Genomic DNA, 12,680 nt, shown 5'->3' with positions numbered 1-12,680 from the left:
AACCGCTTGGAGCGGGAAACGAGACTCGAACTCGCGACCCCGACCTTGGCAAGGTCGTGCTCTACCAACTGAGCTATTCCCGCCCGCGAGAAGTACAATTGTAAGTAAACGCCTCACCCCTTGTCAATAGTCAGCGCCCTGCGATCATCTCGCCCCTGCCTGCCACATCTTCTCCAGCCGCTTGACGCTCACCGGCACCGGCGTCTTCAGTTCCTGGGCGAAGAGCCCCACGCGCAGCTCTTCGAGCAACCAACGAAATTCCTCGAGAAAGGCCGAAGGCCGGCCTTTGGCCTCCCGCCAGGCGCGCTCCCAGGGGCCGGCCACTTGGCGCCAGGACTGGGCCCATTGCCGGTCGCGGGCGGGATCTTTCTGCAATTTGTCGAGGCGCACGCCGATCGCCTTGAGGTAGCGCCCGTAGTGCTGCAACCGCTCCCAGGGAATCGTCGCGAGGAAACGCGGCGGGAAGAGCGCCGCGAGCTGGGCTTCGACGTCGGCGACGACTTCGGGATGCGCCCGGCGCAGCGTCTCCAGGCGTTTTTCGAGCGCACGGCGTTCGGTGAGCCACTGCGCGAGCAGGCGCATGAGCTCCTGCGCCACCAGCACCAGGCGTTCCTTGCCCGCGGTCACGCGCGCGGCAAAAGCCTGCGCGTCGCGCGGCAGCTCTCCCTCGAGGCAGACGCGCGCAAGGCTCGCCTCGATCACCGCCTCGCGCAGTTCCGCCTCGTTGCCATACGGCATCCAGGCGATGGCGAGCGTACGCCAGTCGGGATGGCGCTCGATGGCCCGTACCGCCTCCTTGAGCGCGAAACGCAGCAGGCGCAGCACGCCGCGCCGGTGCATGGCCTCGGCCTCTTCCTCCGTGTCGCAGGCGCGCAGCCGCACGCCATCGCCTACGTCCTCCAGCGCGGGAAAACCGATGGCGGTGACACCGTCGATCTCCACCTCGACGAGTTCCGGCAGGGTGCCAAACTCCCAGGAGGTTGCCTTGGTTGGCGTCGGGACGCGGCTTCCCTCCATCCCCGCGGCGGATGAAGGTTCCGCTCGCTTGCCGTGCGCTCGCGCTAGAACCGCGCCCGTATCGCCGTCGTTCGGGGACGAAAGCGCTCCCGTGTCCCCCGCTTTGGCCGTAAGCAAACATCCCAGTTCGGCAAAACGCGAGCGCACCGTCTCGCCCAGCTGCGCACGCAACTCGGTGAGCGAACGCCCTTGGGCGAGGATACGCCCGTCCGGCCCCTCGACGCGGAAGTTCATGAAACAATACGGCGGCAACGCTTCGGGACGGAATGCCGCCTCGGGCGTGGGCAGTTGCGTGCGTGCTTCCACGAAGGCGCGCAGCGCTTCGAGCAGCGGCCGATCGGCGGCGATTTCGCCCGCCTCGACGGCGGCACAGAACGCCTTGGCCTGCTCCGGCAGCGGCTGCAGGCGATGGCGGTGTTTCTGCGGCAGCGTCTTCAACAGCCGCAGTACCTTGTCCTCCAAAAGCCCCGGCACCAACCACTCGCAGCGCGCCGCCGGCACCTGGTTGAGCAAGGCAAGCGGCACCACCAGCGTCACCCCGTCGTCCTTGGCCGCCGGATCGTGCTTGTATTCGAGCGCGAGCGGCTGACCGTAGAGAAGGAAGGCGGAAGGGAAGCGCTCGGTGGTAACCCCGGCCGCCTCGTGCCGCATGAGCTGCTCGCGCGTGAGATGGAGCAGCTTGGGCGCACTGCGCTCGGCCTGCTTGCGCCAGGCTTCGAAACTCGCCAAATCGACCACGTCCTGCGGGATCAGGTGGTCGTAGAAAGCCTCGATCAGGGCGGTGTCGACCAGCACGTCGGGCCGGCGCGTCTTTTGTTCCAGGCGCTCGATCTCCTCGACGAGGCGCAGGTTGTGCTGCAGGAACTTCATGCGCGACAAGGCGGCCGGTTCCACTTCGCCCGCCACCAGCGCCTCGCGGATGAAGAGGGTGCGGCACAGGACGGGATCGACGTCGCGGTAGGGCACGGCGCGCTGCGCGTAGATCGGCAGCCCGAAGAGGGTGCCCCGCTCCCAGGCGCGCACTTCGCCCATCCTCTTCGCCCAGTGCGGCGCTTCCAGCTGGCGCCGGATGAGGTACGGCGCCACTTCCTCGATCCAGGCCGGCTCGATGCGGGCGACGCAGCGCGCATAGAGGCGCGTCGTCTCCACCAGTTCGGCGGCGAGCACCCACTTCGGCCCGCGCTTGGCGAGCGGCGAGGACGGATGGATCCAGAAACGAATGCCGCCGGCGCCGAGATAACTCCCGGCCTGAGGCCCGCTCGCATCCTCCTGTTTCAACCCGACGTGACGCACGAGGCCGGCGATGAGCGCCTTATGCACCGCCTCATAGCCGGCCGGCTGCTCGTTCTCGCGCCAGCCGTGTTCGGTGACGAGCGCATGCAGCTGGGTCCAGACGTCGCGCCACTCACGCATGCGCAGCCAGGAGAGGAAATGCGCCCGGCACCACTGACGCTGCTTGTTCGTCGACTCGTGCCGCTCGAGCTCGCGCCAGGTCTTCCACAGGTTGAGGTACCAATAAAATTCCGACTGCGCCTCGCGCTCGCGCCCGCGAAAGAGGGCGTGCTTCTGGTCGGCCTGGGCGAGCTGCTCGGCGGGGCGCTCGCGCGGATCCTGCACCGACAGCGCCGCGGCGAGCACCAGCATCTCGGCCAGGCACCCGTACTGCCGCCCGGCCACGAGCAGACGCCCGATCTTGGGGTCGAGCGGCAGCGTCGCGAGCGTTCGCCCCACTTCGGTGAGCGTACGGGTGGCCGCATCGAGCGCCGAGAGCTCCACCAGCTCGCGCACGCCGTCCTCGACCGCACGCGGCGCCGGCGGATCGAGAAAAGGAAAACCCTCGATCTCGCCCAGATTCAGCGCCTGCATGCGCAGGATGACCCCGGCGAGCGAGGATCGCAGGATCTCGGGGTCGGTGTGCGCCGGGCGCGCAGCGAAGTCCTCTTCCGCGTAGAGCCGGAAGCAGACCCCGTCCATCACCCGGCCGCAGCGCCCGGCGCGCTGGTTGGCCGCCGCCTGCGAAATGCGCTCCACCCGCAGCTGCTCGACCTTCTGCCGCGGCGAATAGCGCTTGACCCGCGCCAGCCCCGTATCGATCACATAGCGGATGCCCGGCACCGTGAGCGAGGTCTCGGCCACGTTGGTGGCCAAGATCACCCGCGGCAGGGCCCCGCGCCGGAAGACGCGCGCCTGCTCCTGCGCCGACTGGCGGGCGAAGAGCGGCAGAATCTCGAACCCGCCGCGCACCGCCGCCCGGCGCTCCAGCGCCTCCTTGGCCTCCCGGATTTCGCGCTCTCCGGGCAAGAAGACGAGAATGTCCCCCGGTCCCTCGCGCCAGGCTTCCTCGACGCAGGCGACGATCCCGTCGAAAAGGTCACGCTCTTCGGCGGCAGCGCGCGCCGCGCGCTTTCCATCCCCCTCATCCCCTTCGAGTACGGCGAGATCCTCCCCGTCGATCGCCTCCACCGGACGGTAACGGATCTCGATCGGATAGAGCCGCCCGCTCACCTCGAGGATGGGAACGTCGCCCGCCACCGGCGCGAAATGCGCCGCAAAGCGCTCGGCGTCCATCGTCGCCGAAGTGATCACCACTTTGAGATCCTCGCGGCGTGCGAGCAGGCGGTGCAGATAACCGAGCAGAAAGTCGATGTTGAGGCTGCGTTCGTGCGCCTCGTCGATGATGATGGTATCGTAGCGCGACAACCACGGGTCGCTCGCCGTCTCGGCCAGCAAAATGCCGTCCGTCATCAGGGTGATGTACGATTCGGGCGAGGTGCGGTCGTGGAAACGCACCTTGTAGCCCACGTCCCGCCCCAAAGGGGAACCCAGCTCTTGAGCGATGCGCTCGGCCGTGGCGCGCGCGGCGATCCGGCGCGGCTGGGTATGCGCGATCTGCCCGGCGATGCCGCGCCCGGCGGCAAGGCAGATCTTGGGCAGCTGCGTCGTCTTGCCCGAACCGGTCTCACCGCAGACGATCACCACGCGATGGGCGCGGATCGCCGCCTCCAGCTCGGCGGCGCGCTCGCTCACCGGCAGATCGGGCGCGCAAGGCGCTGCGGAACGGCGGGCGCGGCGCGCTTCCCAGGCGGCCTGGGATCGCTCCAGGCGCTGGGCGATCTGGTTCGCGAGCCGCTCGCGCGTTTCACCCTTGGCGCGACGCAGACGTTTGAGGAGCGCAAGGATCGGTCCGCGATCCTGTGACAGACAGCGGCTCAGGTCGAGGCGAGCTGCCTCACGGAAAGATTCAGCAGATTCGACGAGCACGGGCAGTGTGTTGGACAAGCTCGGAAAAATCGATGATTGTGCCGCAAAAATGCGGCCAAGGGCAAAAGGATCTCGACAAAGACCGCGAAAAAAGCGGACGGGTTCCCGCCACCGCGGGACGCCCAACGCGCCACGACGCCCCGGTCGCGCTAGAATCGCGTTTTCGGCATTCCCGGAAGTCGATATCGTGAGCGACCTCGCCCCTCCTGCCCACTTCATCAAGAACGCCATCGACGAAGACCTCGCGGCCGGCCGCTACCGCCAGGTCGTCACGCGCTTCCCGCCCGAGCCCAACGGCTACCTGCACTTCGGCCACGCCAAGTCCATCGTGCTCAATTTCGGTCTGGCCCGGCTCTACGGCGGACGCTGCCACATGCGCTTCGACGACACCAACCCCACCACGGAGAGCATGGACTACGTCGAAGCCATCCTGGAGGCGGTGCGCTGGCTCGGCTACGACTGGGGCGAGCACCTGTACTTCGCCTCCGACTACTTCGAGACCATGTACCGCTGCGCCGAGGCGCTCATCGAGCGAGGGCTGGCCTACGTCGATTCGCTGCCGCCCGAAGAGATCCGTGCGCTGCGCGGCACGCTCACCGAACCCGGCCGGGACAGCCCCTATCGCAACCGCAGCATCGAGGAGAACCTCGCGCTCTTCCGTCGCATGCGCGCCGGGGAATTTCCCGACGGGGCGCACGTGCTGCGCGCCAAGATCGACATGGCGAGCCCCAACCTCAACCTGCGCGACCCCATCCTCTACCGCATCCGGCACGTCTCCCACTACCGCACGGGCAATGCCTGGTGCCTCTACCCCACCTATACCTATGCCCACCCCATCGAAGACGCCATCGAAGGCATCACGCATTCGCTATGCACCCTCGAATTCGAGGACCAGCGCCCCTTCTACGAGTGGCTGCTGGAAGCGCTCGCCGAAGCCGGCGTTTTCTCCCGCCCCTTGCCGCGCCAGATCGAGTTCGCCCGCCTCAACCTCGAATACGTCGTGCTCTCGAAGCGCAAGCTCATTCAGCTCGTCGAAGAGCGACACGTGGCCGGCTGGGACGACCCGCGACTGCCGACGCTTGCCGGCGGACGTCGGCGCGGCTACACGCCCGAGGGCTTTCGCCTCTTCTGCGAGCGCATCGGCGTGAGCAAGGCCGACGGCTGGATCGGCTACGAAGTCCTCGAACAGGCCATGCGCGACCATCTCAACGAAGCGGCCGAGCGGCGCATCGCCGTGCTCGACCCCCTGGAGCTGGTGATCGACGATTTCCCCGAAGGGCACGTCGAATGGTGCGAGGCGCCCAATCACCCGCTCGACCCGGAACGGGGCAAGCGGCGCATCCCCTTCACCCGCCGGCTGTGGATCGAGCGCGGCGACTTCATGGAAACGCCGGTCAAGGGATTCCACCGCCTCACGCCCGGGGCCACGGTGCGGCTGCGTTACGGCTACGTCATCGAATGCACCGGCTGCGACAAGGACGAATCCGGGCGCGTGGTGCGCGTACACGCCCGCCATTTCCCCGACTCCAAGAGCGGTACGCCCGGCGCCGATCGTTACAAGACCAAGGGCAACTGCCACTGGCTGTCGTGCGATCATGCGATCGAAGCCGAGATCCGGCACTACGACCGGCTCTTCCGCCACCCCCGCCCCGGCACCGAACCCGGCCCGGACGGCGCGCCGCGCTCCTTCCTCGAAGACCTCAACCCCGAATCGCTGCGTTGCTACCGCGCCTTCGTCGAACCCGATGCCGCGCAGGTTCCACCGGAGACGCGTTTCCAGTTCGAGCGCCACGGCTACTTCGTCGCCGACCGCTACGACCACCGCCCCGAAACGCCGGTGTTCAACCTCACCGTCGGGCTGAAAGACACCTGGGGAAAAATCCAGCGCTGAACTTCCTGCCTCGACGAGAGGTCTCATTCAACGCCATTGCATCGCGTTTTGACGGCAAAGCACCGCGCCTGCCGTCAAAACGCGTACAATAGCGCCGTTTGTCCGAAGTCAAGAGGGTCGTTCGTTCGATGATGTCTGCTGCCGATCGCTGTGTCGATGAATTCCGTTTCCGTTTCGGCCGCCGCGGCCCCGAGCTGATCCCCATCATGCTCGGCGGGATGGGCGTCGACATCTCAAACGCCGACCTCGCCCTCGAGATCGCCCGCCTCGGCGGCATCGGGCACATCTCGGACGCGATGGTGCCCACCGTCACCGACCGCCGCTACGACACCACGTACACCAAAGAAAAACTCAAGCGCTACAAGTACAACGTCAAGAGCCTCGACAAGTCGGGCGTGAAATTCGACCTCGGGCTCTTGGCCGAAGCGCAGAAGATGCACGTACTGCGCACCATGGAGCGCAAGCGCGGCCCCGGGCTCGTCTTCATCAACTGCATGGAGAAGCTCACGATGGCCGCGCCCAAGGAAACGCTCAAGGTGCGGCTGGAAGCGGCGCTCGATGCCGGCATCGACGGCATCACCCTCTCGGCCGGCCTACACCTGGGCTCCTTCGCGCTCATCGAAGAGCATCCGCGTTTTCGCGACGCCAAGCTCGGCATCATCGTCTCCTCGGTGCGCGCCTTGCAGCTCTTCCTCAAAAAGAGCGCCCGTACCCGGCGGCTGCCCGACTTCGTGGTGGTCGAGGGGCCGCTCGCCGGCGGACACCTCGGATTCGGCCTCGACTGGGCGCGCTACGACCTGCGCACCATCGTGGCCGAAGTACTCGACTACCTGCGCCGCGAGGAGCTCGACGTTCCCGTCATCCCCGCCGGCGGCATCTTCACCGGCACCGACGCCGTCGAATTCCTGGAAATGGGCGCGGCCGCCGTCCAGGTCGCCACGCGTTTCACCGTCACCAAGGAATGCGGCCTGCCCGACCGCGTCAAGCAGGAATACTTCAAGGCCAACGAAGAAGACATCGAGGTCAACACCATCTCGCCCACCGGCTACCCGATGCGCATGCTCAAATCCAGCCCCTGCATCGGCGCGGGCATCCGCCCCAACTGCGAGGCGTTCGGTTACCTGCTCGACGCGAACGGCCACTGCGCCTACATCGACGCCTACAACCGCGAAGTCGAGAAAAACCCGCACGCCAAGACGATCCACGTGTGGGACAAGACCTGCCTGTGCACCCACATGCGCAACTTCGACTGCTGGACCTGCGGGCACTACACCTACCGGCTGAAAGACACGACGCATCGGCTCCCTGACGGCAGCTACCAGCTGCTCACCGCCGAGCACGTGTTCAACGACTACCGCTACAGCAAGAACCACGAAATCGCCCTGCCGCCGCGGGAAGTCGAACCCGCCCCCGCCGCCGCGGCCAGCTGAGGAAGCCCTGGGGCAACGCCGCCATGGCCATCGAAACCGACGCCCTTGCCGCTTCTCCCGCCGCAGAGCGGCTGATCGGCCCCGTCGCGCGCCCCGAAGATGCCCTCGAGCGGGCGCTGCGCCCCAAGCGGCTGGCCGAGTACATCGGCCAGCCCAAAGTGCGCGAACAGCTCGACCTCTTCATCCAGGCGGCGCGCCGCCGCGGCGAAGCGCTCGACCACGTGCTCCTCTTCGGCCCCCCCGGTTTGGGCAAGACGACGCTCGCCCACATCATCGCCAGCGAGATGGGCGTGGGACTGAAGCAGACCTCCGGACCGGTGCTCGAACGCCCCGGGGATCTCGCTGCCCTGCTCACCAACCTCGAGCCCAACGACGTGCTCTTCATCGACGAGATCCACCGGCTCTCGCCGGTGGTCGAGGAAATCCTCTATCCGGCGATGGAGGACTATCAAATCGACATCATGATCGGCGAAGGGCCAGCGGCGCGTTCGATCAAACTCGACCTCGCTCCCTTCACCCTCGTGGGCGCCACCACCCGCGCCGGCATGCTCACCAACCCGCTGCGCGACCGCTTCGGCATCGTCGCGCGGCTGGAATTCTACGCCCCCGAGGATCTCGCCCACATCGTGCGCCGCTCGGCGCAGCTGCTGGACGTGCGCATCGACGAAGCCGGCGCTTGCGAAATCGCCCGCCGCGCGCGCGGCACCCCGCGCATCGCCAACCGGCTGCTGCGCCGCGTGCGCGACTTCGCCGAAGTGCGCGCCGCCGGCGCCATCACGGCCGAGATCGCCGACCAGGCGCTGGCCCTGCTCGATGTCGACCCTCTGGGGCTCGACCTGATGGACCGCAAGCTCCTCTCGGCCGTGATCGAGAAGTTCTCCGGCGGCCCCGTAGGGCTGGACAACCTCGCCGCCGCCATCGGCGAGTCGGCCGACACCATCGAGGACGTGCTCGAACCCTACCTCATCCAACAGGGTTACCTACAGCGCACCCCCCGCGGACGCATCGCCACGCCCGCCGTCTATGCCCATCTCGGCCTCGAGGCACCGCCCCGCCGACCCGACGCGGCCCAAGGCACGCTCCTCGACGACACCGACTAACCAGGAGAGCGGGCGCATGCGCGCCTTTCTCGCCTTCACCATCGTTTTCTGCGCCATTACCGGCATCTGGCTGCTGTGGGCCGCCCCTGCCTTTTACCTGCCCGATCGCGGAGACACCGGCTGCGGCTGGTGGATCGACCCCACCGGGGCTCGCCTCGTCGGCCTCGCGCTCCTAGGCATCGCCGCGGCCGGCTGGCGCCTCGTGCACATCGCTGCCCGCGGAACCATACCGGATGCGCGCTGGCAGCGCCGGCACGCGCTCCTCACGCTCGGCGCCTTCGCCCTCCTCGTCTGGGTGAGCGCCCGCGCGCCTTACGTCACCGATCCGGACCAGGGCTCCCCTGTCGCCTGCTCCAGGGGAAAACAAGGACGATGAAAAACGACCCGGCTCAACGCACCTGCTTCAAGCGCTCCTCGAGCTTCGCTGCTGGCATATAGCCGCCGAGCCGGTCGCCCGACGCGAGAAAAATCGTTGGCGTACCCGAGATACGCAGTTGCTCGCCGAGCGCCATGTTCTGCTCGATCGCCTTCGTATCGCAAGAACCAGCCCCTGGAATCGGTTTGTCTTCGGTCATCCACGCCAGCCAGGCCGCGGCCCGATCGGGTGCACACCAAATCCGTTTCACTTTGTCCACCGAATCCGGACCCAGGATGGGATAGAGGAAGACGTAGATCGTCACGTCATCGATCGTCTGTAATTCCTTGGCGAGCTTCTTGCAAAACGTACAATTCGGATCCTCGAAAGTGGCCATCACCCGAGTCCCCTTGCCACGCACGATCTTGATTGCCCGATCAAGCGGCAAGGCCGAAAAATCGATCCGCGAGAGCTCTTCCATGCGCTTGGCCGTGACGTCTTCGCGCTTGGCCGTGTCGATGATCGAACCGGTGACCACGTAGGACACTTTCTCGTCGGTATAGACTACTTCCCCCGTCGTCAGCACCACCTCGTAGAGGCCCCCATAAGGCACGGCGCGCACCGAGCTCACCGCCGGTGCCCCGAGGAACGCTTCCATCTTCGCCTTGACCTCTTTCTCACCCGCGAACGCTGCCGTCGCCAGACCGAACACCGCCATCAACGCCACCACCGCCTTACGCCACCCTTCCATCACCGACTCTCCTGCACAAAGAAATCTCCAAAAGCGGCATAGCGCACCATCGCCTCCTTGACGAACGGCAAACGATCGACGAGCCGCATCCCGACGTTGCGCAACTGCCGCACTTCCGGCCGGCGCAGACTGAAGAGCCGCGCCAGCGCGTCGGTGGCCGTCTGCATCAGCCAAGGCTCCTCCGCTCGCCGCCGCGCGTAGCGCGACAGCACCGGCAAAGCGCCGGGATCGGCCTCGGGCGGCAGGGCACAGAGCACCTCGCCGAGCACCGCCACGTCGTTGAACCCCAGGTTGATGCCATGCCCCGACAAAGGATGAATGCCATGTGCCGCATCGCCGATGAGCGCCACGCGCGGGCGCACCACCTGCGGGCAGCGCAGCAAGGAGAGCGGAAACGCCTGACGCGGCGTGATCGTCGTCATCGCCCCGAGCACGCCGCCGCTCGCCGCTTCCACGCGGCGCGCGAAGGCCGCCTCGTCGAGTGCGAGCAATGCTTCCGCCTGCGGCTGCGGTGCCGACCACACGATCGATACCCGATTTCCCGGCAAAGGAAGGAAGGCGAGCACCCCGTCGTCGCGGAACCACTGCCGCGCCACGTGCCGATGCGGCTGGCTCACGGCGAAATTGGCCACGATCCCTTGTTGATGGTAAGGCACCACCCGCGCCGGCAGACCGGCCTGCTCCCGCACCCAAGACTGGCGCCCGTCGGCGCCGATGAGCAGCCGCGTGCGCACCCGCGAACCATCGCGGCACACCACCGTGAGCGTTTCCGTCTCACTCACCAGAGCCTGCCCGGCCTTGCCCTCGCCGGTGAGCAGCGTGACATTGCGCTGTCGCCTCACCGTCTCCCACAAGGCATCGCGCACCAACGACTGCTCGGCGATCACGGCGAGCCGACTCAGCCCCGCCTCATAAGCCGAAAAGGACAGCGTTCCGCCGGCATCCCCATGAACCTCGATGCGATCGACCGCGCACCAACGCGCAGGATCAAGGCGCTGCCACACGTCGAGCCGCTCGAGGAGCGCGACGGCGGCGGGCGTATAGGCATAGACGCGAGCATCCCACTCCCCTTCGTGCCCCCGCTGCGGCCGCGGCTCGATCAACCCCACTTTCCAAGGCGCATCGCGCAGCGCCGCCGCACAGGCCAAACCAGCCAAGCCCCCGCCATGAATCAGGATATCGACGTTCACCTTCACCACCGGAAAAACTGCACCAATTTTTTCAGATTCTCCGCCAGACCGGCGAGCGTGCGGCTCGCTCCCGCCAGCTCGTCGGAGCTCACCGCCGTTTGCTTGGTCGACGATTGGATCGCCCCGATGTTACGCTCCAGCTCCTCGGCCGCCTGGCGCAGCGCCTCGATCGCTTCGGTGATACGGCCATTGAGGGTGCGCACCGACCCTGCCTCGCCACGGATGTTCGCCAATGCCTCCTGCGCTTCGCGACTATACTCCAAAGTCGTTCGCGCCACCTCGCGGCTCGTCTCCATCACCTGCACCGCCCGACTCGCGCCGTGCTGCAATTTGGCGATCATGTCCTGGATTTCGCGCGTCGAATCCTGGGTGCGCACGGCCAAGGAACGCACCTCGTCGGCCACCACGGCGAATCCCCGGCCGTATTCCCCGGCGCGGGCCGCCTCGATGGCGGCATTGAGCGCCAGGAGATTCGTCTGTTGGGCAATCTCTTCGATCACGGTGGTCACTTTCTCGATGCTCGCGCTATCTTGCGACACCTCGCTCACCGTCGCCGCCACTTCTTCGAGCGTCTCACCGAGATGGTTCATCGCCTCGGCCGTTTTCTGCACCACTTCGTTGCCGTTTTCCACCTGGCGGTCGGCCTCCACCGCCGCTTCGGCCGCCTGTCGAGCAAAAGTTGCCACCTGATCGACGTTCCCCCCCATGCGCTCGACTGCCGTCGCCATTTTCTCGGTCTCGGCCGACTGGATCTGCACCTGACGTCGATTGCTTTCGCTGATTTCCTCCAATCTCCCAGATTGCACCGCGATGTCGACCGCTGCCGTATTCACCTGCTTGATCGTCTCCAGAAGCCGTTGCAAAGTCTGCTGCAACACCCCCATCACGCTCTCGGGATAGCGCGTATTCAGGCGCTGCCCCAGCTCACCCGCGGCCAGCCGTCGAATGGCCTCGCCCACCTCGTCGGGTTCCGCCCCCAAGGTAGCGAGGATGGAGCGAATCGTCATCGAAGCCAGCGTCACCGAGATCACCAGCGCCACCACGGTCACCAGCAACATCAGGTTACGGAAACCGCTCGCCAAGGATCGCACCTGGTCGAGACTCTCGCGAATGACCCGCTCCTGGTGATCGATGAAGGCGTTGATCGCCGCCAACCACTCGACGTAGGCCGGAGAAACCTCGCGCAACAGCATGGCTTGCGCGGCCTCCACATCCCCGCTCAGCCTCAGCTCGATCACCCGCTGCGTTCCCGGCACCGCCCGTCGCTCGATTTCCTTGATGCGCGACAAGAGGCGCCGATCCTCCTCGGTCGCCTCTTGCGCCATCAGCCGATCGAGTTTTTCCGCCGAATCGGCATAGAAAGCCGCCAAACGTTCGATTTCGGCCACATGTGCCCGGACCGCGGTCAAATCGTGCTCCAGAACCGTATCACGAACAGATATGGCGCGATCATGCACACTCCCCCGAAAGTTGATGGCGTATCGCTGCTTCAGCGTCGCCCCCTCGTTCACGTCAGTGAGCGTGTCATCGATCGATGCAACCCGCTGGATGCCAATGGCCGTGATCAACACCATCAAAGCAAGCAGACAGCCGAACCCCAACCCCAGTCGCTTCGCGACGGTCATCTTTGTCGACATGCTGGTTCTCCCCCCTTGTCTTTCTTGGAAAAGGAACGGCTCGAGCCA

Annotated in this window: 8 protein-coding genes and 1 tRNA gene; 4 read left to right on the top strand and 5 right to left on the bottom strand. The window is 66.4% G+C overall.

Going from position 1 to position 12,680, the window contains the following annotated elements; translation table 11 throughout:
• Positions 1-7 precede the first annotated feature (7 nt).
• Together GV368_RS05645 and hrpA are read right to left on the bottom strand one after the other, a co-directional pair.
• Positions 8-83: transfer RNA gene (locus tag GV368_RS05645), tRNA-Gly, on the bottom strand.
• Positions 84-144: 61 nt separating this feature from the next.
• Positions 145-4,278, bottom strand: a complete 4,134-nt coding sequence (hrpA, locus tag GV368_RS05640) for an ATP-dependent RNA helicase HrpA (RefSeq protein WP_408033897.1) — start codon at positions 4,276-4,278, stop codon at positions 145-147.
• A gap of 187 nt (positions 4,279-4,465) precedes the next feature.
• On the opposite strand from hrpA, the gene GV368_RS05635 reads away from it, so the two are divergent.
• The 4 genes from GV368_RS05635 to GV368_RS05620 all read left to right on the top strand — a co-directional run bounded on the left by GV368_RS05635 (position 4,466) and on the right by GV368_RS05620 (position 9,075).
• Positions 4,466-6,169: a glutamine--tRNA ligase/YqeY domain fusion protein gene (locus GV368_RS05635; protein WP_178086744.1), complete on the top strand. Its 1,704-nt coding sequence runs from the start codon at positions 4,466-4,468 to the stop codon at positions 6,167-6,169.
• Between the two features lie 131 nt (positions 6,170-6,300).
• Positions 6,301-7,599: a nitronate monooxygenase gene (locus GV368_RS05630; RefSeq protein ID WP_169115868.1), complete on the top strand. Its 1,299-nt coding sequence runs from the start codon at positions 6,301-6,303 to the stop codon at positions 7,597-7,599.
• 23 nt (positions 7,600-7,622) lie between these two features.
• On the top strand, positions 7,623-8,699 hold the full coding sequence (gene ruvB, locus GV368_RS05625) for a Holliday junction branch migration DNA helicase RuvB (protein ID WP_169115824.1): 1,077 nt from the start codon (positions 7,623-7,625) through the stop codon (positions 8,697-8,699).
• Between the two features lie 16 nt (positions 8,700-8,715).
• On the top strand, positions 8,716-9,075 hold the full coding sequence (locus GV368_RS05620) for a hypothetical protein (protein WP_169115823.1): 360 nt from the start codon (positions 8,716-8,718) through the stop codon (positions 9,073-9,075).
• Positions 9,076-9,088: 13 nt separating this feature from the next.
• Here GV368_RS05620 and GV368_RS05615 read toward each other — a convergent pair whose 3' ends face one another.
• Genes GV368_RS05615 through GV368_RS05605 form a run of 3 tightly spaced genes read right to left on the bottom strand, consistent with a single transcriptional unit; the run spans position 9,089 to position 12,632 of the window.
• Complete coding sequence (locus tag GV368_RS05615; protein WP_169115822.1) at positions 9,089-9,805, bottom strand: DsbC family protein; 717 nt, start codon at positions 9,803-9,805, stop codon at positions 9,089-9,091.
• Entirely contained in the window at positions 9,805-11,001 is a 1,197-nt protein-coding gene (locus GV368_RS05610; RefSeq protein ID WP_206673300.1) for a UbiH/UbiF family hydroxylase, read from the bottom strand. Before GV368_RS05610 ends, GV368_RS05615 begins: the two co-directional genes overlap by 1 nt.
• Entirely contained in the window at positions 10,998-12,632 is a 1,635-nt protein-coding gene (locus GV368_RS05605; protein WP_169115821.1) for a methyl-accepting chemotaxis protein, read from the bottom strand. Before GV368_RS05605 ends, GV368_RS05610 begins: the two co-directional genes overlap by 4 nt.
• Between the last annotated feature and the right edge of the window lie 48 nt (positions 12,633-12,680).

It is taken from the genome of Tepidiphilus baoligensis, from assembly GCF_012911495.1.
GTDB classification, from domain to species: domain Bacteria; phylum Pseudomonadota; class Gammaproteobacteria; order Burkholderiales; family Rhodocyclaceae; genus Tepidiphilus; species Tepidiphilus olei.
The sequence above is the reverse complement of the archived record's forward strand: the minus strand, read 5'-3'. Positions and strand labels throughout refer to the sequence as shown.

Coding starts and splice junctions, on each gene's coding strand:
- GV368_RS05630 (WP_169115868.1), top strand. CDS start 6,301: ATGTCTGCTGCCGATCGCTGTGTCGATGAATTCCGTTTCCGTTTCGGC.
- ruvB (WP_169115824.1), top strand. CDS start 7,623: ATGGCCATCGAAACCGACGCCCTTGCCGCTTCTCCCGCCGCAGAGCGG.
- GV368_RS05620 (WP_169115823.1), top strand. CDS start 8,716: ATGCGCGCCTTTCTCGCCTTCACCATCGTTTTCTGCGCCATTACCGGC.
- GV368_RS05615 (WP_169115822.1), bottom strand. CDS start 9,805: ATGGAAGGGTGGCGTAAGGCGGTGGTGGCGTTGATGGCGGTGTTCGGT.
- GV368_RS05605 (WP_169115821.1), bottom strand. CDS start 12,632: ATGTCGACAAAGATGACCGTCGCGAAGCGACTGGGGTTGGGGTTCGGC.